General features: G+C 60.7%; 21 protein-coding genes. 17 read left to right on the top strand and 4 right to left on the bottom strand.

Features of this window, described 5'->3' with window-relative positions:
• Positions 1-136: 136 nt before the first annotated feature.
• Positions 137-1,408 carry a PTS sugar transporter subunit IIC gene (locus ACR809_RS05330; RefSeq protein WP_094641722.1) on the bottom strand — a complete coding sequence of 424 codons (1,272 nt, stop codon included), beginning with the start codon at positions 1,406-1,408 and terminating at the stop codon, positions 137-139.
• Between the two features lie 177 nt (positions 1,409-1,585).
• On the opposite strand from ACR809_RS05330, the gene ACR809_RS05325 reads away from it, so the two are divergent.
• From ACR809_RS05325 to ACR809_RS05285, 9 genes are all read left to right on the top strand, one after another.
• Complete coding sequence (locus ACR809_RS05325; protein ID WP_023287933.1) at positions 1,586-1,900, top strand: PTS sugar transporter subunit IIB; 315 nt, start codon at positions 1,586-1,588, stop codon at positions 1,898-1,900.
• Between the two features lie 9 nt (positions 1,901-1,909).
• Positions 1,910-3,232 (top strand): PTS cellobiose transporter subunit IIC, encoded by a 1,323-nt coding sequence (locus ACR809_RS05320; protein ID WP_004145789.1) that lies wholly within the window; start codon positions 1,910-1,912, stop codon positions 3,230-3,232.
• A gap of 23 nt (positions 3,233-3,255) precedes the next feature.
• The gene (locus ACR809_RS05315; protein WP_002914983.1) at positions 3,256-3,570 is read left to right on the top strand and encodes a PTS lactose/cellobiose transporter subunit IIA; all 315 of its coding nucleotides are present in this window, start codon (positions 3,256-3,258) and stop codon (positions 3,568-3,570) included.
• A gap of 50 nt (positions 3,571-3,620) precedes the next feature.
• Positions 3,621-4,535, top strand: coding sequence for an ROK family protein (locus ACR809_RS05310; protein ID WP_004149504.1), 915 nt, complete (start codon positions 3,621-3,623; stop codon positions 4,533-4,535).
• Positions 4,536-4,591: 56 nt separating this feature from the next.
• Complete coding sequence (locus ACR809_RS05305) at positions 4,592-5,554, top strand: LacI family DNA-binding transcriptional regulator (protein ID WP_004181055.1); 963 nt, start codon at positions 4,592-4,594, stop codon at positions 5,552-5,554.
• 178 nt (positions 5,555-5,732) lie between these two features.
• A complete protein-coding gene (locus ACR809_RS05300; protein WP_004174672.1) occupies positions 5,733-6,650 on the top strand; it encodes a metal ABC transporter substrate-binding protein in 918 nt (305 codons plus the stop codon).
• Positions 6,647-7,468: a manganese/iron ABC transporter ATP-binding protein gene (locus tag ACR809_RS05295; protein ID WP_040226988.1), complete on the top strand. Its 822-nt coding sequence runs from the start codon at positions 6,647-6,649 to the stop codon at positions 7,466-7,468. The genes ACR809_RS05300 and ACR809_RS05295 overlap by 4 nt, the downstream gene beginning before the upstream one ends.
• A complete protein-coding gene (gene sitC, locus ACR809_RS05290) occupies positions 7,465-8,313 on the top strand; it encodes an iron/manganese ABC transporter permease subunit SitC (RefSeq protein WP_004151054.1) in 849 nt (282 codons plus the stop codon). Before ACR809_RS05295 ends, sitC begins: the two co-directional genes overlap by 4 nt.
• Positions 8,307-9,161 (top strand): metal ABC transporter permease, encoded by an 855-nt coding sequence (locus ACR809_RS05285; protein ID WP_002915035.1) that lies wholly within the window; start codon positions 8,307-8,309, stop codon positions 9,159-9,161. Before sitC ends, ACR809_RS05285 begins: the two co-directional genes overlap by 7 nt.
• 66 nt (positions 9,162-9,227) lie before the next feature.
• Here ACR809_RS05285 and ACR809_RS05280 read toward each other — a convergent pair whose 3' ends face one another.
• On the bottom strand, positions 9,228-9,569 hold the full coding sequence (locus ACR809_RS05280; RefSeq protein WP_032412958.1) for a nitrous oxide-stimulated promoter family protein: 342 nt from the start codon (positions 9,567-9,569) through the stop codon (positions 9,228-9,230).
• 66 nt (positions 9,570-9,635) lie between these two features.
• Positions 9,636-10,523 (bottom strand): LysR family transcriptional regulator, encoded by an 888-nt coding sequence (locus ACR809_RS05275; RefSeq protein ID WP_004151056.1) that lies wholly within the window; start codon positions 10,521-10,523, stop codon positions 9,636-9,638.
• A 184-nt stretch (positions 10,524-10,707) separates the two neighbouring features.
• Between ACR809_RS05275 and ACR809_RS05270 the strand changes: the two genes are divergently transcribed.
• Positions 10,708-11,649, top strand: a complete 942-nt coding sequence (locus ACR809_RS05270; protein WP_002915041.1) for an AEC family transporter — start codon at positions 10,708-10,710, stop codon at positions 11,647-11,649.
• 35 nt (positions 11,650-11,684) lie between these two features.
• Positions 11,685-13,394, top strand: coding sequence for a thiamine pyrophosphate-requiring protein (locus tag ACR809_RS05265; protein ID WP_102013836.1), 1,710 nt, complete (start codon positions 11,685-11,687; stop codon positions 13,392-13,394).
• A gap of 39 nt (positions 13,395-13,433) precedes the next feature.
• Here ACR809_RS05265 and ACR809_RS05260 read toward each other — a convergent pair whose 3' ends face one another.
• Positions 13,434-13,727, bottom strand: coding sequence for a SelT/SelW/SelH family protein (locus ACR809_RS05260; protein WP_002915045.1), 294 nt, complete (start codon positions 13,725-13,727; stop codon positions 13,434-13,436).
• Positions 13,728-13,942: 215 nt separating this feature from the next.
• Between ACR809_RS05260 and ACR809_RS05255 the strand changes: the two genes are divergently transcribed.
• From ACR809_RS05255 to mutS, 6 genes are all read left to right on the top strand, one after another.
• Positions 13,943-16,306: a TonB-dependent receptor domain-containing protein gene (locus ACR809_RS05255; protein WP_102013835.1), complete on the top strand. Its 2,364-nt coding sequence runs from the start codon at positions 13,943-13,945 to the stop codon at positions 16,304-16,306.
• 71 nt (positions 16,307-16,377) lie between these two features.
• Positions 16,378-17,409 carry a hemin-degrading factor gene (locus tag ACR809_RS05250; RefSeq protein WP_032412959.1) on the top strand — a complete coding sequence of 344 codons (1,032 nt, stop codon included), beginning with the start codon at positions 16,378-16,380 and terminating at the stop codon, positions 17,407-17,409.
• Positions 17,406-18,224 carry a heme/hemin ABC transporter substrate-binding protein gene (locus ACR809_RS05245; protein WP_023280468.1) on the top strand — a complete coding sequence of 273 codons (819 nt, stop codon included), beginning with the start codon at positions 17,406-17,408 and terminating at the stop codon, positions 18,222-18,224. The genes ACR809_RS05250 and ACR809_RS05245 overlap by 4 nt, the downstream gene beginning before the upstream one ends.
• Positions 18,224-19,219 (top strand): FecCD family ABC transporter permease, encoded by a 996-nt coding sequence (locus tag ACR809_RS05240; protein ID WP_004174663.1) that lies wholly within the window; start codon positions 18,224-18,226, stop codon positions 19,217-19,219. Before ACR809_RS05245 ends, ACR809_RS05240 begins: the two co-directional genes overlap by 1 nt.
• Complete coding sequence (locus ACR809_RS05235; RefSeq protein ID WP_004149516.1) at positions 19,212-19,991, top strand: heme ABC transporter ATP-binding protein; 780 nt, start codon at positions 19,212-19,214, stop codon at positions 19,989-19,991. The genes ACR809_RS05240 and ACR809_RS05235 overlap by 8 nt, the downstream gene beginning before the upstream one ends.
• A gap of 153 nt (positions 19,992-20,144) precedes the next feature.
• Entirely contained in the window at positions 20,145-22,706 is a 2,562-nt protein-coding gene (mutS, locus tag ACR809_RS05230; protein WP_004151059.1) for a DNA mismatch repair protein MutS, read from the top strand.
• Positions 22,707-22,751: the final 45 nt, after the last annotated feature.

The raw sequence follows: 22,751 nt of genomic DNA, 5'->3' as shown, positions 1-22,751 counted from the left end.
ATTAGCTCTGCGGCGAATATATTCGTGAGACTGATCACATAAAATGACAAGAATGCCGCCGGGCGCCGGCAGTGGAGCGGAAGGAGGAGGAGATGAGCAGGTGCCGCCGGGGGATAAGCCGCCGACGGCGAGAGGATCAGCGTTCGGTTTCCGCGAGCTGACGTTCGTACACTTTGAAGAAGGGGCGATAGAGCATCCAGGCGTTAAACATCGCGAACAGGCTCATGCACAAATTTTTCCAGCTGCCGTTCGCCGACCATGCCGCCCCCAGCGGGGAAGGCATCGACCATGGCAGCATCGCCACCGCGCGGTCGAGGATACCCAGCTGAGTTAAATACCATGCGATACAGGCGTTTATCAGGGGAACAAAGAGAAACGGCAGTAAAAAAACCGGGTTCATGATCACCGGAAAACCAAACAGTATCGGCTCGTTGATATTAAACAGCGACGGCAGCAGGCCAATCTTGGCCACGCTTTTCAGCTGCCGCGAGCGGCTGCGCATCGCCATCAGCACCAGAGGCAAAGTGGAGCCAATACCGCCGATCAGCAGGTAAAAATCCCAGAACCCCTGCAGATAAATATGCGGCAGCGTTGGCGAACCCGCCGCCAGCGCCTGCTGATTTTCAAACAGATAGGCCATCCAGAAGGGGTTCATGATCCCGGTGATGATCAGCGCGCCGTGGATACCGATAAACCAGAGTAAGTTACAGATAAATAAAGAGATAAGTACCGCCATCAGCGTGTCGGACGCCAGCACCAGCGGCCGCACCGCTTCGCTGATCAACTCCGGTACGATGCGTCCGGTGGTCTGCAGCAGTATGGCATTCATCACGCTTATCGACAGCATCACCACCAGCAGCGGGATCAGCAGTTGAAAGCCATTGCGGGTCATCAGCGGCACTTCATCAGGCAAGCGAATACACCAGCCTTTTTTGTAAAAAAAGCGAATTATCTCAATGGAATAGGTGCTGGATATCAGGGCGGTAAATATCCCCATACCGCCGAGATAAACATTGCTCACCGCAGTCTCGCGAAAGCCGATAAACAGCAGAAAAGCCAGACACCCGGTTAAACCGCAGAGCCGTTCCGGCAGACGGTACTGCTTGGCGAGACTGGCGCTGGCGCCGAAGGCGACAATCAGCGCCACCAGGCCAATAGTTAGCTGAAAGGTCGGCAGCAGGATAGGCCGCAGCAGCAAATAGACCTGGCCGAAACGCGAGGCGCCGTCGATGGAAACGGGCGGAAACAAAATGGGAACTAACAGGCTGCCAACAATCACAAAGGGCATAGCCAGCGCAAAGCTATCGCGCATCGCCGTAATGTGGTTGTTGCGCGTCAGAACGTTCGCCAGCGGCGCCAGCCGCTGCTCGATGATGTCCACGGCCACATTCATTAACTGAATGTTCATACTCCTACCTTTGCGAATGGTTGTCTCGCCGGGATGATCGCCCACAACACCGGAAAGTGAAAGCCTGCCATAGGTGATCATGGTCACAATTAATAAATCCACAAACGGAAAGCGCTTTCCGTAATGCATCCATTTTGACTATAGTCCGCTCATCCAACCTCATCAGGAGCGGTAATTATGAAAAAAATTATGTTGTGTTGTTCAGCAGGCATGTCCACCAGCCTGCTGATGAAAAAAATGATTACGGAAGCCGAACAGCGGGGCCTGCCGGTAGAGATCAACGCCTATGGCGTAGCGGAGTTCGCCGAACAGGTCGGCCATTATCAGGTGGTGCTGTTGGGGCCGCAGGTGAAATACATGCAGCAGGATCTGCAAAAACAGGCGGATAAATACGGTATCCGCGTCGAACCCATCAATATGATGGACTACGGCATGCAAAAAGGCGCCGCGGTCCTTGATTTCGCCCTTTCCCTTATCGAAAACAAGAACTAAGGAAAGATCATGAGCTCTCTGTACGCTAAACTGATCGACGTGATCGAACGGCAGATCACGCCGCTGGCCGGCGCGATCGGCCAGCAAAAATATGTCACCTCGATCCGCGATGGCTTTATCACTGCCCTGCCCTTTATGATCGTCGGCTCGTTCCTGTTGGTGTTTATCTTCCCGCCGTTTTCTCCGGATACGACGTGGGGGTTTGCCCGCGCCTGGCTGCAATTTTCGCTCGATCATCGCGATGCGCTGATGCTGCCGTTCAACTTCAGCATGGGGGTGATGACCCTGTTTATCGCCGTCGGGATCGCCGCCAGCCTCGCCAAACACCATCATCTGGACTCGCTGACCGCCGGGATGCTGTCGCTGATGTCGTTTCTGCTGGTAGCCGCGCCGCTGAAAGATGGCCAGATCTCTACTGCCTACTTCTCCGGTCAGGGGATCTTTACCGCCATTCTGGTGGCCATCTATTCCACCGAGCTGTACGCCTTCCTCAAACGGCATAACATCACCATTCGCCTGCCGCCGGAAGTGCCTGCCGGGGTGGCGCGCTCGTTTGAAATCCTGATCCCGGTGCTGGCGATCATTCTGACGCTGCATCCGCTGAACCTGTTTATCGAAGCCCAGCTGGGGATGATCATTCCGGAAGCGATCATGTCGCTGGTGAAGCCGCTGGTCGCGGCTTCCGATACGCTGCCGGCGATCCTGCTGTCGGTGCTGGTCTGTCAGGTGCTGTGGTTCGCCGGGATCCACGGCGCGCTGATCGTCACCGGGATCATGAACCCGTTCTGGATGGCCAACCTGTCGGTCAATCAGGCGGCCATGGCCGCTGGCACCGCTATCCCGCACATCTATGTCCAGGGCTTCTGGGATCACTATCTGCTGATCGGCGGCGTCGGCTCCACCCTGCCGCTGGCGCTGATGCTGCTGCGCAGCAAGGCCGTGCATCTGCGGACGATCGGCCGGATGGGGGTCGTGCCGGGCGTATTTAACATCAACGAACCGATTCTGTTCGGCGCGCCGATCATCATGAACCCGCTGTTTTTCCTGCCGTTCGTGCTGGTGCCGATGGTCAACGCGACCCTGGCGTACTTCGCGCTGAAGCTGGACCTGGTCAGCCGCGTAGTGTCGATGACGCCGTGGACAACGCCGGCGCCTATCGGCGCCTCGTGGGCGGCGAACTGGAGCTTTAGCCCGGTGATCCTGTGCCTCATTTGTATGGCTACCGCCATGGTGATGTACCTGCCATTTCTCAAAGCTTACGAAAAACAGCTGCTGGCCCAGGAGCGTGAAAACGCCGTCGGCCAGGCTGACAACGCGGCGCAGACCGCTTAACGCTAACGATTCAGAGGATAATCATGGAATTAGAAGAACAGGTGATGGGGATCATCATCAATGCCGGCCAGTCACGTAGCCTGTGCTACGAAGCGCTGCACGCCGCTAAAGCGGGTGATTTCGCCACCGCCGACGCCAAAATGCAGGAAGCGGCGCACTATTCCCGCGAAGCTCACCTTGTACAGACCCAGCTTATCGAAGCTGACGAAGGCGAGGGAAAAACCAAAATGACGCTGGTAATGGTCCATGCTCAGGATCACCTGATGACATCCATTCTGGCGAAAGAGCTGATTGCCGAACTGATTGCGATTTACCGCGCGCAGCCGCTTCACGCCTAGCGCCTTGCCCGGCCAGACGCGCTGGCCGGGCCTGATTCCCCGAGGTCACTATGTTACATCTTGGAATAGATATTGGCGGCACCAAAATGGAAGCCGTACTGCTGGACCCGGCGGGCGAATGCGTCCAGCGCCTGCGCCGGCCGACCCACAAAGAGAGCTATGACGCCTTTATGCGTCAGCTGCTGACCCTGATTGCCGATATTCGCGCGGTCAGCCCGCAGCCGTTCACCCTGGGGATCGGCCTGCCCGGGGCTATCGATCCGCAAAGCGGACGCATTAAAAACTGCAACTGCCTGGTGCTCAACGGTCACGATCTGCGCCGGGATATTATGCAGCAGCTTGGCCAGCCGGTGTGGATGGCAAACGATGCCGACTGCTTCACCCTTTCGGAGGCGGTGGATGGCGCCGGCGCCGGAGCTACCACCGTCTTCGGGGTGATTATCGGTACCGGCTGCGGCGGCGGGATCGCCGTTCATCAACAGCTGCTCAGCGGCCCCAACGCTATCGCCGGGGAGTGGGGGCATAATCCGCTGCCGGGCTATACCCCTGAGCGCGATGGTCCGCCGCAGCCCTGCTACTGCGGCAAAACGAACTGCATCGAAAGCTTTCTCTCCGGCACCGGCTTCGCCCGCCGCTATGGGGAACAAGCCCGTGCGGAAGCCATTGTCGCCGCGGCGCAAAACGGCGATCCGCGCGCGCTGGCCCACTGGCGACACTTTATCGATGCCTTTGCCCGCAGCCTGGCGTCGGTGATCAATATTCTCGACCCGCAGGTGATTGTGCTGGGCGGCGGTCTGTCCAACGTCAGCCAGATCTATCGCGATCTGCCTGCCGCCATCGTGCCGTGGATCTTCTCCGACACCTGCCGCACGCAGATCAAACCGGCCCGTTTCGGCGACGCCAGCGGCGTGCGCGGCGCGGCCTGGCTGCCCCGGCTTCCCGGCGCCGCGCAAGGGCAGCGGTAGACACTTTTTTCAGCAGGTATGTTAAGCTAGGCGAAAATGTTCAGACAGAAAAAGCCATGCCAACGATTGATGATGTTTCAAGATTAGCGAATGTCTCAAGAGCGACGGTATCCCGCGTGCTGACCGGCACCCGGGGCGTGCGCGAAGAGAGCCGGGAAGCTGTGCTGCGGGCCGTTGAAGAACTCAACTATCGCCCGAGCTTTGCCGCGCAAAACCTCGCCAGTCAGACATCCAGCCACGTTGGTCTGGTGATTTCCGCGCAGGACGAAAGCCACGGCGCACGTCTGCTGCCGCTGCTCTCTCAGGCGCTGAAAGGGCTGAATAAAAGCCTGCTGGTCCAGTACGTCAGCGACCCGGTAGAGCAGGCGGCGGTAATCGACGATCTGCAGCGCCAGTGCGTGGCGGTGGTGGTGCTGGGCGCCGTTGCCGCCGACGCGCCGCGCAACGTTATCGCCTTTGACCGCTTCGGCGTCGCCGGGAGCAACAGCCAGGGCTATGACTTCGCCTTTGCCACCGAAAGCGCCTGCCGCTATGTGATTGGCAAGGGACACCGCAACATCGCCCTGCTGGTGGACAGCGATAGCGACGATGCCAGCCGTCAGATGCTGGAAGGCTACCGCAACGTCCTGCAGAACTACTCCATTCCTTTTAACCGTCAGCTGGTGCTGACGGCCAACGATGACGTCGAGCAGGCGCTGCTGACCTTAATTAACAGCTTCAGTAAATACTCAGTCATTATCGTTAAACGCGACCGCTACGCGGCTGAGGCGATGCGTCTGCTGCGCGAATTCACCATCGCCGTCCCGCAGGAGGTCTCCCTGCTGAGCCTTGAGGATTCCCCGCTCGCCTCGCTGCTCTACCCGCCGCTGACCTGCATCTCCTGGCCACTGGAGGCGCTGCTGGATAACTGTATTCAGCGTATTCGCAGCCTGATTGACGACCGGCCAACCTTCGCCACCGAGGGCCGCTCGCTGGCTGGCCGCCTGATCCCGCGCCAGTCGGTCGCCGATATCTCTTGATCTTCGCCCGGTTGGCGCCGGGCCAGACTTACCTCCCCTTTTCGCGCTTTCGTTTCCCGGCTCATTATTACCCACGCATGCAAATAAGAATTATTTTCATTTATAAATAGCTTGTGCTATATAACATAGCAATGGCTATAAATGCTGGGAAATTAACCACACCATTGCGAGGGATCCTATGCTACACCTGACACCGCTGAAATCATTGCTGCTGGCCAGCGCGCTGGCTCTGCTGGCCGCGACGCCGGCCTCGGCGCAGGAGAAATTCAGGGTTATCACCACCTTCACGGTTATCGCCGATATGGCGCAGAACGTGGCCGGCGACGCCGCCGACGTGAGCTCCATTACTAAACCGGGCGCGGAGATCCATGATTACCAGCCCACGCCCGGCGATATCAAACGCGCGCAGGGGGCGCAGCTGATCCTCAGCAATGGGCTTAATCTCGAACGGTGGTTTGCCCGTTTTTATCAGCACTTAAAAGGCGTTCCGGAGGTGGTGGTCAGCGAGGGGATCCAGCCGATGGGCATCAGCGCGGGTCCCTATAGCGGGAAGCCCAATCCCCATGCCTGGATGTCGGCAGATAACGCCCTGATCTATGTCGATAACATTCGCGATGCGCTGGTGAAGTACGATCCGCCTCACGCCGACACCTATCGCCGTAACGCCGAGGCCTACAAAGAGAAGATCCGTCAGACGATGGCGCCGCTGCAGGCCAGACTGGCGCAGCTGCCGGCGGATAAGCGCTGGCTGGTCACCAGCGAGGGAGCCTTCTCCTATCTGGCCCGCGACTATGGCCTGCGCGAACTGTATCTGTGGCCGATCAATGCCGACCAGCAGGGCACCCCGCAACAGGTGCGCAAGGTTATCGACACCATGAAGAAAGAACGCATCCCGACCATCTTCAGCGAAAGCACCATCTCCGATAAACCGGCGCGTCAGGTGGCGCGGGAAGCCGGGGCCCACTACGGCGGCGTGCTGTATGTCGATTCGCTGAGCGCCGCCGACGGCCCGGTGCCGACCTGGCTCGACCTGCTGCGCGTCACCACCGAAACCATCGTCAACGGTATCCAGGACGGGATGAGGAAGCAGCCATGAATGCAGCGCAATCGGGACTGTATGTCGACCAGCTCACCGTCACCTGGCGCAACGGCCACACTGCCCTGCGCAACGCCTCGTTCAGCGTGCCGCGCGGCTCCATTGCCGCGCTGGTGGGGGTTAACGGCTCGGGTAAATCCACGCTGTTTAAAGCGCTGATGGGCTTTGTCCGCGTTGGTCACGGCGAGATCGCCATACTCGGCCAGCCGGTCAACCGCGCGCTGCGCCAGAACCTGGTCGCCTATGTCCCGCAGTCGGAAGAGGTGGACTGGTCCTTCCCGGTGCTGGTGGAGGATGTGGTGATGATGGGCCGCTACGGCCATATGGGCTGGCTGCGGCGGGCAAAGCCGCGCGATCGCGAGATTGTCGATACTGCACTGGCCCGCGTGGGCATGAGCGAGTACCGCCATCGGCAGATTGGCGAGCTCTCCGGCGGGCAGAAAAAGCGCGTCTTTCTTGCCCGCGCCATCGCTCAGCAGGGTCAGGTGATCCTGCTGGATGAACCTTTCACCGGCGTCGATGTGCAGACCGAAGCGCGGATCATCAGCCTGCTGCGCGAGCTCCGCGATGAGGGCTGTACCATGCTGGTCTCCACCCACAACCTCGGGTCAGTGAGTGAATTTTGTGATTATACGGTGATGGTGAAAGGCACCGTGCTGGCCAGCGGCCCGACAGAAACCACCTTCACTGCCGAGAATCTGGAGCGGGCTTTCAGCGGCGTGCTGCGCCACGTCGCGCTCACAGGCGGGGAAGCACAGGTTATCACCGATGACGAGCGGCCGTTTATCAGCCGGCGCGCGGCGGGAGGCCCACGATGAGCTGGCTGCTGGAGCCGTTTGGCTATTACTATATGCTCAATGCGATGTGGGTGTCGGCGCTGGTGGGCGGCGTCTGTGCGTTTCTCTCCTGCTACCTGATGCTCAAAGGCTGGTCGCTGATTGGCGACGCCCTCTCCCACTCGATTGTGCCCGGCGTCGCCGGGGCCTATATGCTCGGCCTGCCTTTCGCGCTCGGCGCGTTTCTCTCCGGCGGCCTGGCGGCGGGCAGCATGCTGTTTTTGCAACAGCGCTCGCGGCTAAAAGAGGATGCCATTATCGGGCTGATCTTCTCCTCCTTCTTCGGGATCGGGCTGTTTATGGTGTCGCTGAATCCGACGTCGGTGAATATCCAGACCATCATCCTCGGCAATATTCTGGCCATCGCCCCGGAGGATATTATCCAGCTGGCAGCGATCGGCTTTATCTCAATGGCGATTCTGCTGCTGAAGTGGAAAGACCTGATGGTGACCTTCTTTGATGAACACCACGCCCGCTCGATTGGCCTGAACACCCGCGGCCTGAAGCTGCTGTTCTTTACCCTGCTGGCCGCCTGCACCGTGGCGGCGCTGCAGACCGTCGGCGCCTTTCTGGTCATCTGCCTGGTGGTCACTCCCGGGGCCACCGCGTGGCTGTTAACCGATCGCTTCCCGCGCCTGCTGGCCATCGCCGTGGCTATCGGCAGCCTGACCAGTTTCTTCGGCGCCTGGCTCAGCTACTATCTCGACGGCGCCACCGGCGGCATTATCGTGGTCGCGCAAACGCTGCTGTTCCTCATCACCTTTATCTTCGCGCCGAAGCACGGCCTGCTGGCCAGCCGCCGCCGCGCCAGGGAGGCCGCATGCTGAACCTGTTCCTGGCCCCGTTCCAGTTTCCTTTTATGGTCAATGCGATAGCGATATCGATCGTCGTCGCCATTCCCTGCGCGCTGCTGTCGGTGTTTCTGGTGCTCAAAGGCTGGGCGCTGATGGGCGACGCCATGAGCCACGCGGTCTTTCCGGGCGTGGTGCTGGCCTACATTATCGGCATCCCCTTCGCCATCGGCGCGTTTATCGCCGGTCTGCTGTGCGCCGTGACGACCGGTTTTCTCGACGATAACAGCCGACTCAAGCGCGATACCATCATGGGGATTGTCTTCTCCGGCATGTTTGGCGCCGGACTGGTGCTGTACGTAGCGATCCAGTCCGATGTTCATCTCGACCATATCCTGTTCGGCGATATGCTGGGGATCTCCCTCCGCGATATTGGGCAAACGACGGCGATCGCACTGGTGATTGCGTTGATTATCGGTCTCAAATGGCGGGATTTTTTGCTGCACGCCTTCGATCCAACGCAGGCTAAAGCCAGCGGCCTGCGCGGCGGATTGCTGCACTACGGCCTGCTGTGCATGATCGCCCTGACCATCGTCGCGACGCTGCAGTCGGTGGGGATTATTCTGTCGATTTCGCTGCTGATTGCCCCCGGGGCGATCGCGCTTCTGCTGGTGAGACGCTTTATCCACGCCCTGCTGCTGGCGGTAGCGGTGGCCATCGGCTGCTCGGCGGGAGGGGTGTGGCTGGCGTTTTATCTCGACAGCGCGCCAGCGCCGACTATCGTGGTGCTGTTTACCGCGCTGTTTGTGGTCGCCTTTGTCGCAAGCACGATCCGCGATAGTCAGAAACAGAAAACTTCAGCAATTATCCCCGGTGGCGGCTAACGCCTTGCCGGGGCTACAAGAGCACGACTTGTCGCCCGGCTGCGCAGCGCTGACCAGGGAAAGCCGCTACTTTTTCGGTCGATATTTTTCCGGCAGCGGCGGCACCGGGCGCCTGTCGTCCAGCAGATGGCGAACAGTGAGGATCGGGTGGCGCCAGAGCATCCGCGGCCCGGCCCAGCGCATAATCTGCTTCATCTCCTCGCGCTTCGCCGGCTGGTAGCAATGCACCGGACACTGCTTGCAGGCCGGTTTGTTCTCGCCAAACACGCACTTATCAAGGCGCTTGTCAGCGTAGGCGTTCAGCGCCTGATAGTGCGCATTATCGGCCTGCGCCTCGGGACAGCGCCGCTGGTAGAGGGCAATCATCCGCTGAATCGTCATTTTTTCCCGTTCGATACGCTTCCCCATCTCCCCGCCTTTCGTCTTTTTTAAGATGCATTTATCATACACCTTAATATCCATACCCGACCAGACTCACTGCTTCAGATGTTGAATCAACTGCAGGGCTGCCCCGGACAGAACCCCGAAATGGCTGTAGGCATAGAAATCCCGGATAAAAACGCTGCCCTCGAGCTCAAACGGGCGCAGCAGGCCAAGCGCTTCTTCGTGTCGGTAAACCGGGGCCGGCATCGACGTTAACAGATCGCTCTCGCACAGAAAGGCCTTAATGGCCGAGGATGAGGCGCACTCAATAACCGGCTGCGGACAGGGTAGCTGCCGGGCGCGAAAGATATCCGCCAGGATGTTCATTGGCGTACTAGACGGCGGCGGCATAATCCACGGATAGTCCAGCATCGCCTCCAGGGTGACGTCCGCCGCCTGATGCAGCGGGTGGTGCTGCCTGGCGACGATGCAGATCCGGTCCTGCCAGTTAATTTTGCCCCGCACCACGATTTTCTCATCATGCGGTAAGGGACCGCAGAGGGCGATATCGATGTCGTGCATCAGCAACAGCTTATACAGCTCGGAGTCAATGCGGTCGACGATCCGCAGATGGATCTGGGGATGGCGCTGATGGAAAGCCGCCAGCTTATCGATGAAATGGCTGGTCAGCAGACTGGAAACGCAGCCAATCCGCAGAATGCCTTTCCCGGCGCCGCGGATGAGCTCAATTTCCTCGCGCGCCTTTTGTTCGGTATTCAGCATCGTCAGCGCGTAGGGTAAAAAGGCGCTGCCATATTCGCTCAACGCCATGCCGTGCTTATGTCGTTCGAATAAGGATGCGCTCAGGTCCGCTTCCAGGCTCAATAGCAGTCGGCTCAGTCCCGACTGGGTGATCCCCATTTTCTCTGCGGCCAGGGTCATATTGCCTTCGCGGGCGACGGTAATAAATGCCTGAATCTGCTTAAATTTCATTGGCATGATATTTACTCATTGAATAAACGGTTTTTGCATTTCCCCTACGCCCTTTTTTAGCGAATAAATATCGCTATCAATACGCTCAAAAATCACCGGAACGCATACTTCAAAAGGATTTATTTATCTCACCACCCACGGCAAAACACATTTCTGAACCGAAGATAATTTATAATGAGAATATATCACCATGACACAGAACAATATTCTATTAATTTCAGGCGCTATATTACCGGTCATCATTACCGTCATCATCGGCTATATTAGCGGTAAACGAAAAGACTTTAACTGGCAGCAGGCGGGAGACATCAATAAAATTGTGATGCTCTACGCATTGCCGCTAAGTATTTTCAGCAATATGGTGATGACGCCGCGACACATCGTCATGACCATGGGCCCGGTCGCCGTGGCTATCATCCTGGCGCTGATTCTCAGCTTCGTCATTCCCTTACTGGTCGCCCGCTATCTGTTTCGACGCGACCTCGCCCTCAGTACGCTGCAGGCGCTGGCCATCGGCTCGCCGGCAGTCCCGTTTATCGGCACCTCAGTGCTGGCCTTTTTATTTGGCACCGTCAGCGCGTCGCTGATCACCGTGTCCAGCATCACGCAAAACGTCTTCCAGCTGCCGCTGGTGATGATACTGATGTCGGTCGCCACCGGCGATAAGAGCCAGCATATTTCCTTTGGCGCACGGGTGGTGAACGCCATTAAACAACCCGTGGTCTGGTCGCCGGTAATCGCCCTGATCATCGTGCTGGCGGATATCCATATTCCGCAGACTATCTCGATGTCGCTGGGTCTGCTGGGCAAAGCCTCTGGCGGGCTGGCGCTGTTTGCCGCCGGGATCGTGCTCTATACGCGCAGCATTGTTATCACCACCGCTACCATTATCACCGTTATCGCCCGCAATATTCTGGTCCCCGGCGCCTGCTATCTCATTTTATTAAAAATGGGCTTCAGCATGGAGCAAATAAAGGAAGTCGTATTGACGATGGCTATCCCGGTAGGCTCCATCGCGATAATTATTGCTATGCAGTATAAAACCGGCGAGCAGGAAATGGCCTCGACGATGGCGCTGAGTATTATTGCCTCCATCATTACGATGGGCGGATTTATTTTCTTAACCTTTTAATTACCGCGATTACACCGCGTGAATACGGAGAGAATATGGCCTCTATCACATTATCGGCTGCTGAACTGTTACTGCATCGGCTACAGGCGCTGGACGTGGCGTATATTTTTATCAACTCGGGCACCGATTATCCTCCAGTCATTGAAGCCTGGGCAAAGGCCCGGGCGACCGGGCAAAAGGTACCGGAGTTAGTGATCTGCCCGCATGAAAACGCCGCCATCGGCATGGCCCATGGCTATTACCTCGGCACCGGCAAGGTGCAGGCGGTGATGGTTCACACCAACGTCGGGCTAGCCAACGCCGCCTGCGGCGTCATCAATCTGGCGAACAGCAATATTCCGGTGCTGATTTTTGGCGGCCGCACGCCGATAAGCGAACATTCCCACTTCGGCTGCCGTAATACGCCGATTGGCTACGGCCAGGAGATGCGCGACCAGGCGGCGCTGATCCGTGAATCCGTGAAGTGGGATTTTGAACTGCGGCTGGCCGATCAGATCGGCGAGCATGTTGACCGGGCCTGGGCGATCGCCAGCTCCCTGCCGAAAGGGCCGGTCTACCTGAGCTTACCGCGTGAGCCACTGTGCGAAACCTTTGCCGTCGATGAGGCCGCGCTGCAGGCTGGCCCTTCGCAGCAGCCGGTCCGCTATGCGCCAGTCCGGGAAGATATCGCCCGCGCAGCCGAGGCAATCGCCTGCGCCAGACACCCGGTCATCTTCGCCCAGCGCGGCGCCCGAACGGCGGAAGGCTTTGCGCGCCTCGATAGTCTGGTGCGCGAATGGGCGATCCCTCTGGTGGAATACTGGGGCACCGAGGTTACCCTGAGCGCCGATAATCCCCTGCTCGCCGGGGCTGATCCCAGCGTCTGGCTCGCTGACGCCGATGTGATTCTGGTGGTCGACTCGCAGGCGCCATGGATGATCGCCGAGGGCGACTGTCGCCAGGACTGCACCGTGATCCAGATGGGGCCCGATCCGCTCTTCTCCCGCTACCCGGTGCGCGGCTATCGCGCGGACATCAACCTGGCGGGCGAGACCGATGAAGTCTTCAGCCTGCTGGAAGAGGCGCTGCGCCCGCTGCAGGCCGCCCGCCAGCAGCATGTGGCGGAGCGGGCGGCATATACGCAGAGCCGCATCCAGCAACAGAAAAACCAGCGCGACGCGCTTCTCCATGCCAGCCAGACCGGGGCCATTACCAAACCCTGGCTCAGCTACTGCCTCGGCCATCTGGCTAATCAACACCGCGGCCGGATCGTTTCTGAACTGACCACGCTGCCGCAGTTTGCCGGACTGACCCATGCCGAGAGCTATTACCAGGAAGCGCTGGCCGGCGGCCTGGGCGAAGCCCTGCCCATCGCGCTGGGGCTGCAGCTTGCGCGCCGGGAAGAGCTGATTATTGCCGCCGTCGGCGACGGGTCGTACCTGTTCGCCAACCCTGCGGTCTGCCACCATATTGCGGAGGTAATGAAGCTTCCTGTCCTCGTCGTGGTCGGAAATAACGGCGGGTGGGGCGCCGTCGCGGGCGGCACCAAAGCGCTCTACCCGGACGGCTACGCGGCCCGCGCGGAAACCATTCCAGCCACCGCCTTTACCACCTCGCCGGATTTCGCCGCGATCGCCGCCTCCAGCCGCGCGGCGGCCCTGTCGGTTTCCCGGGCCGAAGATCTCCCCGGCGTGCTGGAAGAAGCGGTATCCCTCATACGCACCCGCCGACAAAGCGTGCTGGTTGACGTGCAGTTATCCCGCTAACGGCTTCTCCTCCGGGCGCTTGTCGTCCGGAGGGGGTTGTCACCCCTTCTGGTCACCTTTATCCACATGGCCCAGCGGCTTCTCCGGGAAGCAGACATCGCGCACCCGGCGTTTCAGCTCGGCCGCATCCGGAAAACCGCCATCCTGCTTGCGCTCCCAGATCTGCTGACCGTCGACATCGATCGTGAAGATCCCACCGGTCCCCGGCACCAGCGTCACCGAGGCGATGTCGGTGCTGAAGGTATGTAACAGCTCCTGCGCCATCCAGCTGGCGCGCAGCATCCAGTTGCACTGGGAACAGTAGGTGATGGTGATGGCCGCTTTTGAGTTCATCGTCGTCTCGCTAAGTCTGAAAGGGCAAATTGTAAACAAAGTGCAGTTTAAATGAAGAACACATGATTATTTTGCTGCAAACGATAATACCTATCATTACCATTCGCAATCAACAAATGGAGTAAGACCCCATCCGCAACGGAAAAGACGGAGCAACCTGCATCTCTGGAAGTAACGCGTGAGCCGATACTAATAACGATCAAGGCGTGGCGACTATGTACAAATCGACTCCGTCAGCAGCATGGTGTAAAAAACGCCTGCTGGTGACCTCTTTGTTTGCAGCAATTTATCAGACTTCTGCCATCGCAGCAGACACTTCCGCCGTTAGCGGCGAGGCGGTGGATGACACCTCGGAACAAATGACCGTCACCGCCCCCGAGCCGGTGCAGAAAGCCGGTAGCGAACACAGCATCAGCGCCCGGGAGCTGGAGAATAAAGGCGCTAACGATTTCGGCTCAATCATGCGCTATGAGCCGCTCATCAGCGCCACCGGGGCCAGCGGCGGCTCCGGCAACGGCAAAAGCGGCTTCGACCGCGGAGGTTACACCGGCTACAACATTCGCGGTATGGAGAGCAACCGCGTCGGTATCGACGTGGACGGTATCGCGCAACCCAACGCCACCGGCCGCGGCTACGTCGGCCGCGCCGGGCTCAACACCTTCGGCATCGGCCGCGATTATATCGACCCGTATATGTACGGCAGCGTGGATATCCAGTCCGGGGCCACCCCGACGGAAACGGCCAACAGCGCTATCGGGGGGAATGTCTCCTTCCGCCCGAAATCAGCGGATGATTACCTGCGCCCGGGCAAGACCAGCGCCTTCGGCTACCGCAGCGGTTACGACTCTGCGGATCGCAGCTGGCACAACGGGGTGACCGTCGCCGGCGGCGATGAGTTCCTGCGCGGAATTTTGGTCTACAGCCGCCGTGACGGTCAGGAAACCGAAAACAACAGCGGCACCGTCGACGCCTACCCGGCGAACTGGCATTCCGATGCTTTTCTGGCCTCCGGGATCTGGCAGCCTAACGATGAGCACAAGCTGACCAGCACCTTCGACTATTACCATAAAACCAACCACACCCACTACGATACCTGGGACTCCAGCGGCAACAGCACCATCGGCACCGCCAACCAGACCAGCCAGACCCGGCGCTGGGGCCTGAGCCTGAAGGATGACTGGACGCCGATGAACGACTACCTCGACAGCGTCTCCACAAAAATCTACTACCAGCATACCGAAGCCCATGACTGGACTTATATGCCGGACAGCGTCACCCGCAGAATGCAGACGGTGAACTCTAACTACGATACCGACACCTGGGGCCTGCAGACCGCGCTGGCGAAAACCCTGGGCCGCCACGATCTGAGCGCCGGTTTCAACGCCAGCACCAGCAAAACCCAGCGGCCGTTCAGCCAGTCGCCGATCCCCAGCGTTTACAGCGAGATCATGCAGCCGGAGGCAGACAGCCGCAGCTACACCCTCGGCGGCTTTGTCCAGGATAAGATCAACTTCGATCTCGACAGCCACAACTTCGCCGTTATTCCCGGCGTGCGCGTGGTGCATCAATCGACTAAGCCGGAAAATCTGTCCGATCTCGCCGCCAACAGCAGCGTGCTGAGCGAATCGTCGGTGGCGAATCTGTACGGCAAAAACAGCGATACCCAGGTTCTGCCGTCGTTGACCTTCCAGTACGACCTCACCCCGCGCCTGATGACCTACCTGCAGTACCAGCGCGGGGCGCAGTTCCCCAACGCCAGCCAGCTGTATGGCTCCTGGAACCTCGGCTCCAGCTACGCCGGCAGCCAGCAGTATGCCCTGATCGGCAATACCGATCTGAAGACGGAAACCAGCGATAATCTCGAGTGGGGGCTGAAAGGGGAAGTTACCGAAGGCATCACCCTGCGCACGGCGCTGTTCTACAACAGCTATAAGAACTTTATCGCCTATACCCGCTATACCCGCGCCAACAATCCGGGCCAGTTCACGAATGTGCCGTCGAACATCTACACCATTTATCAGGCGGAAAACCGCGATAAAGCCTATATCTACGGCGGTGAGATTAGCACTAAATTTAACTTTGGCACCTGGTTTGAGCAGGTGGACGGCCTGAGCGCCACCCTCGCCCTCGGCTATAGCGAAGGGAAATCGAAATCCAGCTACAGCGGCGATAAATACGTCGACCTCGACAGCGTGGCGCCAATGAAAGCCATCGTCGGCGTGGCGTGGGACGATCCGGCGAAACGCTACGGCACCGCCCTGACGGCGACCTTTGTCAAAGGGAAACAGGCGACCGCCACCAACCGCGAAAGCTACAGCAACAGCGGATCCGCCATCACCGATGCCAGCAGCGACTATATGCGCGTGCCGGGCTACGGCATGCTGGACTGGACCGCGTACTGGCAGGTGGCGAAAAACGTGCGCCTCAATGGCGGGGTCTACAACCTCACCGATCGTAAATACTGGGATTACCTGAGCAGCCGCAATATCGAGACCGGCACCAACCAGGACGCCAACGATAAAGCGCTGGCGGTGATGCCGGGCCGCACCTGGCAGCTGGGCGTCAACGTCGACTTCTGATTGCCCGAATAATAACGCACCTGCCCCCGGCCCGCCGGCCGGGGATATTCATCGTCGAGAAGGATATGATTATGCCAAATGCACACCCTGACCTGTGGCAGCGCTACCAGGCCACCAAAGCGGCCAGTACCGCGAAATATGCCCGCGATATCGCCGCGGAAATGGGGATCAGCGAAGCCGAGCTGACCGCCGCCCGCCTCGGCCATGATGCCGTGCGCCTGAGCGATGACGCCCGGGCGCTGATTGCCGCCCTGGAGCGCGTCGGCGAAACCAAATGCATCTGCCGCAACGAGTATGCCGTGCATGAGCAGGTGGGCCAGTTCACGCACCAGCACCTCAGCGGCCACGCCGGGCTGGTGCTGAACCCGCGCGCGCTCGACCTGCGTCTGTTCCTCAGCCAGTGGGCCAGCGCCTTCCATCTGAACGATAATGGCCGTCAGAGCATCCAGTTTTTCGACCACCACGGCGACGCCCTGCTGAAAGTCTATGCGACCACGCAGACCGACATGGCGGCCTGGGAGACCCTGATCGCGGAATATCGGGTGGCGGCGCCGGCACCGCTGACCCTGCGCACGCTGGAGCCGGTGAAATATGCCGATACCGCCGACGGCGCCGCCCTGGAGAACGACTGGCGCGCGATGACCGACGTTCACCAGTTCTTCGGTCTGCTGCGTAAATATCAGCTTTCCCGCCAGCAGGCCTTCCGTCTGGTGAGCGACGACCTCGCCTGCCGCGTGGATCGCCATGCGCTGCCGTCGCTGCTGGAGACGGTGCGCCAGGAGGGCAATGAAATCATGATTTTCGTCGGCAATCGCGGCTGCGTGCAGATCTTTACCGGCGCCCTGGAAAAGCTGGCCCCCATGCGCGGCTGGCTGAATATCTTCAATACTACTTTTACCCTGCATCTGCGCGAAGAGAGCGTCGATGAAGTGTGGGTGACCCGCAAGCCGACTTCGGACGGACACGTCACCAGCGTCGAACTGTTCGCTAAAGACGGCACCCAGATTGCCCAGCTCTACGGCCAGCGCAGCGAGGGGCACCCCGAGCAGACGCAATGGCGCCAGCAGGTAGACCGCCTGACCCGTGAAGGGCAGCCCGCATGATGCGCTGGTTACTGCTCTTCATCGCTTTCCCGCTGCTGAGTCACGCCGCCGTTGAGCGGCTCGTCACCCTCGGCGGAGATGTCACTGAGATCGTCTACGCCCTTGACGCGGAACAGAGCCTGGTGGCGCGGGACAGCACCAGCAGCTGGCCCCCGGCGGCGCAAAAGCTGCCGGACGTCGGCTACCTGCGACAGCTGAACGCCGAGGGGATCCTCGCGTTACGCCCGCAGCTGGTATTAGCGAGCGCCCAGGCGCAGCCCTCGCTGGTCTTACACAAAGTGCAGGCGAGCGGGGTGAAGGTGGTTAACGTGCCGGGCGGCGAAAGTCTGTCCGCGATCGATAACAAAGTGGCTGTCATTGCCGAAGCGTTAGGCAAAACGGCGGCAGGCGACGCGCTGCGCCAGCAGCTTCAGCAGCAGATCGCCGCCATTCCCACGCAGCCGGTTGCTAAGCGGGTGCTGTTTATTCTCAGCCACGGCGGAATGAATACCCTGGTGGCCGGACAGCATACCGCGGCCGATAGCGCCATTCGCGCCGCCGGATTGCAGAACGCGATGCAGGGCTTCGACCACTATCGCGCCATGTCGCAGGAAGGGGTCGCCGCCAGCCAGGCGGATCTGGTGGTGATCTCCGCCGATGGTCTCAAAGGGATGGGCGGCGAAGCCGGGCTGTGGAAACTGCCCGGCCTGGCGCAGACCCCGGCGGGGCGTCATAAACAGCTGCTGACGATCGACGATATGGCCCTGCTGGGCTTCGGGCCGCGCACACCGCAGGCGATAATCGCGCTGCGAAACAAAGCGGAGCAGTTGCCCTGATGCGCCCTGCCCTCGCTCGCCGTTTGCTGCTGATGACGCTGCTGCTGGTCTCCCTGACGTTGTTTGCCACCACCCTCGGCGCCATGCGCTTGCCGCTGGTCAACCTGCTGCCTTCCGGGGATGACATGCTGCGCCATATCTGGCTGACCATCCGTCTGCCGCGGGTGCTGCTGGCCCTGCTGGTGGGCGCGGCGCTGGCCCTCTCCGGCTGCGTGATGCAGGGGCTGTTTCGCAACCCGCTTGCCGACCCGGGCCTGCTGGGCATCAGCAGCGGCGCCGCGCTGGCGGTGGCCAGCTGGCTGGTGCTCCCGTTCTCCGCTGCGGGGCTGATCGCCCTGTATATGCCGATGCTGGCGGCGTTTATTGGCAGCCTGGCGGTGATGGTGGTGATTTTCATCCTCAGTCGGGCGGAGGAGGGTTCGCTGTCGCGCCTGCTGCTGGTGGGGATCGCCATCAACGCGCTGTGCGGCGCGCTGGTCGGCGTCCTGTCCTGGCTGAGCAATGACGCCCAGCTGCGCCAGCTGTCGCTGTGGGGAATGGGCAGTCTGGGCCAGGCCGAATGGCCGACGCTGCTGGTGGCCGCGACCTTGATTATCCCGGCTGCGCTGGCGGTGTGGTGGATGGCGTCCCGCCTCAATCTGCTGCAGCTTGGCGATGAAGAGGCGCACTATCTCGGGGTCAACGTGCAGGCGCTGCAGCGCTGGCTGCTGCTGTGCAGCGCGGTGCTGGTGGCCGTCGCGGTGGCCATCAGCGGAGTCATCGGCTTTATCGGCCTGGTGGTGCCGCACCTGATGCGCCTGTGGCTGGGACCGGACCATCGCGGACTGATCCCCGGCTCGCTGCTGGCCGGCGCGATCCTGCTTCTGCTGGCCGACACCCTGGCCCGCACCGTGGCGGCGCCGGCGGAGATACCGGTCGGTCTGCTCACCAGCCTGCTGGGCGCCCCCTGGTTTCTGTGGCTGGTCTTTCGTCGGGAGAACTCCAGACATGGTTAATGAATACTGCGCCCAGGGGCTGTCACTTCACCTTGGTAAACGACAGATTATCGACAACGTCTCCGTCGCGCTGCGCGGCGGCGAGATGACGGCGCTTATCGGGCCGAACGGCGCCGGGAAATCCACTCTGCTGCGCCTGTTGACCGGCTATCTGACTCCGGACAGCGGCACCCGCCATCTTGCAGGCAAGCCGCTGGAGGCCTGGTCCCCCGAGGCGCTGTCGCGCCGGCGGGCGGTCATGCTGCAGCGAACGGCCCTGCAGGCCGACTGGACGGTGGAAACGGTCATTGCCATGGGACGCTCACCGTGGGGCGCGACGGCGGATCCGGCGGTGCTGGCGGCGGTGATGGCCGTCACCGGCTGCGATGGCCTTGCCGGTCGCCGCTATCCCGGCCTCTCCGGCGGCGAGCAGCAGCGGGTGCAGCTGGCCCGCTGTCTGGCGCAGCTTTGGCGCGACGGCGCGCCGCAGGGCTGGCTGTTTCTCGATGAGCCCACCTCGGCGCTGGACCTTTACTATCAGCAGCACCTGCTGCGTTTGCTCAAACGGCTCACCGCCGGCGGGCAACTGCACGTCTGCGTGGTGCTGCATGACCTTAACCTCGCCGCCCTGTGGGCCGACCGCATCCTGCTGCTCCACCAGGGACATCTGGTCGCCCAGGGCACGCCGCAGGAGGTGATCCAGCAGCCGGTTATCCATCGCTGGTACGGGGCGGATGTCCGCCTCGTCCAGCACCCGGACAACGCGGTCCCCCAGGTTTATCTGGCGCCGTAACCCCCGCGCGGCGCAACTGGAATCCGGATCGCGCCGCGCGCTTTCGTCGGTTTCCCTCACCTGCCCATCTCCGTTATTATGTCTCATCCATGTGATAACGACGAAAACTACAAAATCGCAGCCATTTAAAATCAGGGATCTGGATAACACCCCATGAGCACAATTGACAATCTCGACGCCCACACGCCGATGATGCAGCAGTATCTCAAGCTAAAGGCGCAACATCCTGACATTCTGCTGTTTTACCGGATGGGGGATTTTTACGAGCTATTTTATGACGATGCGAAACGCGCCTCGCAGCTGCTCGATATCTCGCTGACCAAGCGCGGCGCCTCCGCGGGCGAACCGATACCCATGGCCGGCATCCCCCACCACGCCGTAGAGAACTACCTCGCCAAACTGGTCAATCAGGGCGAGTCGGTGGCCATTTGCGAGCAGATTGGCGACCCGGCCACCACCAAGGGGCCGGTCGAGCGTAAAGTGGTGCGTATCGTCACCCCGGGCACCATTAGCGATGAAGCGCTGCTGCAGGAGCGCCAGGACAACCTGCTGGCCGCCATCTGGCAGGACAGCAAAGGCTTCGGCTACGCGACGCTGGATATCAGCTCCGGGCGCTTTCGTCTGAGCGAACCGGCCGACCGCGAAACCATGGCGGCAGAGCTGCAGCGCACCAACCCGGCGGAACTGCTGTATGCGGAAGATTTTGCCGAATCGTCGCTGATCGAGGGCCGCCGCGGTCTGCGCCGTCGCCCGCTGTGGGAATTTGAAATCGACACCGCGCGCCAGCAGCTAAACCTGCAGTTCGGCACCCGCGATCTGGTCGGCTTCGGCGTCGAAAACGCCCCGCGCGGCCTGTGCGCCGCCGGCTGCCTGCTGCAGTATGTCAAAGACACCCAGCGTACCTCGCTGCCGCACATCCGCTCCATCACCATGGAACGCCAGCAGGACAGCATCATTATGGATGCCGCCACCCGCCGTAACCTCGAGATCACCCAGAATCTGGCCGGCGGCACCGACAACACCCTGGCCTCGGTACTCGACTGTACGGTGACGCCGATGGGTAGCCGGATGCTCAAGCGCTGGCTGCATATGCCGGTCCGCGATACCGCCGTGCTGGTGGAGCGCCAGCAGACCATCGGCGCGCTGCAGGAGCGCTATACCGAGCTGCAGCCGGTGCTGCGCCAGGTCGGCGATCTGGAGCGTATTCTGGCGCGTCTGGCGCTGCGTACCGCCCGGCCGCGCGATCTTGCCCGCATGCGTCATGCCCTGCAGCAACTGCCTCTGCTGCGTGAGCTGCTGGCCGACGTTGACAGTCAGCCGGTGCAAAAATTGCGCGAGAAAATGGGCGAGTTCACCGAACTGCGCGAACTGCTGGAGCGCGCGGTGATCGACGCCCCGCCGGTGCTGGTCCGCGACGGCGGGGTCATCGCCCCGGGCTATAGCGAAGAGCTGGACGAGTGGCGGGCGCTGGCCGATGGCGCCACCGATTATCTCGATAAGCTGGAGATCCGCGAGCGCGAGCGGCTGGGCCTCGATACCCTGAAAGTCGGCTACAACGCCGTCCACGGCTACTACATCCAGATCAGCCGCGGCCAGAGCCACCTCGCGCCGATCCACTACGTGCGCCGCCAGACGCTGAAGAACGCCGAACGCTACATTATTCCTGAGCTGAAGGAATACGAAGATAAGGTGCTGACCTCCAAGGGCAAAGCGCTGGCGCTGGAAAAACAGCTTTATGACGAACTGTTCGACCTGCTGCTGCCGCATCTCGCCGACCTGCAAACCAGCGCCAGCGCGCTGGCCGAGCTGGACGTGCTGGTCAACCTGGCGGAACGCGCGGAAACCCTGAACTATTGCTGCCCGACCTTTAGCGATAAGCCAGGCATTCGCATCAGCGAAGGCCGTCACCCGGTGGTCGAGCAGGTGCTGAAAGAGCCGTTTATCGCTAACCCGCTGCAGCTGGCGCCGCAGCGGCGGATGCTGATCATTACCGGGCCGAACATGGGCGGTAAAAGTACCTATATGCGCCAGACCGCGCTGATTGCGCTGCTGGCCTATATCGGCAGTTACGTCCCGGCGCAGAAGGTGGAGATCGGGCCCATCGATCGCATCTTTACCCGCGTCGGCGCGGCGGATGACCTGGCCAGCGGCCGCTCGACCTTTATGGTGGAGATGACTGAAACCGCCAATATCCTGCACAACGCTACCGAACACAGCCTGGTGCTGATGGATGAGATTGGCCGCGGCACGTCCACCTACGACGGGCTATCGCTGGCGTGGGCCTGTGCGGAAAATCTGGCCAACAAAATCAAGGCGCTGACGCTGTTCGCCACCCACTACTTCGAGCTCACTCAGCTGCCGGAGAAAATGGAAGGCGTTGCCAACGTCCACCTCGACGCGCTGGAGCACGGCGATACCATCGCCTTTATGCACAGCGTGCAGGACGGCGCGGCCAGCAAGAGCTATGGCCTGGCGGTCGCCGCGCTGGCGGGGGTGCCGAAAGAGGTGATCAAGCGCGCGCGGCAGAAACTGCGCGAGCTGGAGAGTATCTCGCCCAACGCGGCGGCGACCCAGGTCGACGGCACGCAGATGTCGCTACTCGCCGCCCCGGAAGAGACCTCGCCTGCGGTTGAGGCGCTGGAGAATCTTGATCCGGACTCCCTGACCCCGCGTCAGGCGCTGGAGTGGATCTACCGTCTGAAAAGCCTGGTCTAGCCACCCATTAAGGTGAAAAACGGCAGCGCTGTGAAGCGCTGCCGT

The sequence above is a fragment of the Klebsiella sp. CD33 genome (genome assembly GCF_051992865.1).
Taxonomy (GTDB): domain Bacteria; phylum Pseudomonadota; class Gammaproteobacteria; order Enterobacterales; family Enterobacteriaceae; genus Klebsiella; species Klebsiella pneumoniae.
This window is presented reverse-complemented; position numbering and strand designations above follow the sequence as displayed.

Coding starts and splice junctions, on each gene's coding strand:
- ACR809_RS05330 (WP_094641722.1), bottom strand. CDS start 1,408: ATGAACATTCAGTTAATGAATGTGGCCGTGGACATCATCGAGCAGCGG.
- ACR809_RS05325 (WP_023287933.1), top strand. CDS start 1,586: ATGAAAAAAATTATGTTGTGTTGTTCAGCAGGCATGTCCACCAGCCTG.
- ACR809_RS05320 (WP_004145789.1), top strand. CDS start 1,910: ATGAGCTCTCTGTACGCTAAACTGATCGACGTGATCGAACGGCAGATC.
- ACR809_RS05315 (WP_002914983.1), top strand. CDS start 3,256: ATGGAATTAGAAGAACAGGTGATGGGGATCATCATCAATGCCGGCCAG.
- ACR809_RS05310 (WP_004149504.1), top strand. CDS start 3,621: ATGTTACATCTTGGAATAGATATTGGCGGCACCAAAATGGAAGCCGTA.
- ACR809_RS05305 (WP_004181055.1), top strand. CDS start 4,592: ATGCCAACGATTGATGATGTTTCAAGATTAGCGAATGTCTCAAGAGCG.
- ACR809_RS05300 (WP_004174672.1), top strand. CDS start 5,733: ATGCTACACCTGACACCGCTGAAATCATTGCTGCTGGCCAGCGCGCTG.
- ACR809_RS05295 (WP_040226988.1), top strand. CDS start 6,647: ATGAATGCAGCGCAATCGGGACTGTATGTCGACCAGCTCACCGTCACC.
- sitC (WP_004151054.1), top strand. CDS start 7,465: ATGAGCTGGCTGCTGGAGCCGTTTGGCTATTACTATATGCTCAATGCG.
- ACR809_RS05285 (WP_002915035.1), top strand. CDS start 8,307: ATGCTGAACCTGTTCCTGGCCCCGTTCCAGTTTCCTTTTATGGTCAAT.
- ACR809_RS05280 (WP_032412958.1), bottom strand. CDS start 9,569: ATGGGGAAGCGTATCGAACGGGAAAAAATGACGATTCAGCGGATGATT.
- ACR809_RS05275 (WP_004151056.1), bottom strand. CDS start 10,523: ATGCCAATGAAATTTAAGCAGATTCAGGCATTTATTACCGTCGCCCGC.
- ACR809_RS05270 (WP_002915041.1), top strand. CDS start 10,708: ATGACACAGAACAATATTCTATTAATTTCAGGCGCTATATTACCGGTC.
- ACR809_RS05265 (WP_102013836.1), top strand. CDS start 11,685: ATGGCCTCTATCACATTATCGGCTGCTGAACTGTTACTGCATCGGCTA.
- ACR809_RS05260 (WP_002915045.1), bottom strand. CDS start 13,727: ATGAACTCAAAAGCGGCCATCACCATCACCTACTGTTCCCAGTGCAAC.
- ACR809_RS05255 (WP_102013835.1), top strand. CDS start 13,943: ATGTACAAATCGACTCCGTCAGCAGCATGGTGTAAAAAACGCCTGCTG.
- ACR809_RS05250 (WP_032412959.1), top strand. CDS start 16,378: ATGCCAAATGCACACCCTGACCTGTGGCAGCGCTACCAGGCCACCAAA.
- ACR809_RS05245 (WP_023280468.1), top strand. CDS start 17,406: ATGATGCGCTGGTTACTGCTCTTCATCGCTTTCCCGCTGCTGAGTCAC.
- ACR809_RS05240 (WP_004174663.1), top strand. CDS start 18,224: ATGCGCCCTGCCCTCGCTCGCCGTTTGCTGCTGATGACGCTGCTGCTG.
- ACR809_RS05235 (WP_004149516.1), top strand. CDS start 19,212: ATGGTTAATGAATACTGCGCCCAGGGGCTGTCACTTCACCTTGGTAAA.
- mutS (WP_004151059.1), top strand. CDS start 20,145: ATGAGCACAATTGACAATCTCGACGCCCACACGCCGATGATGCAGCAG.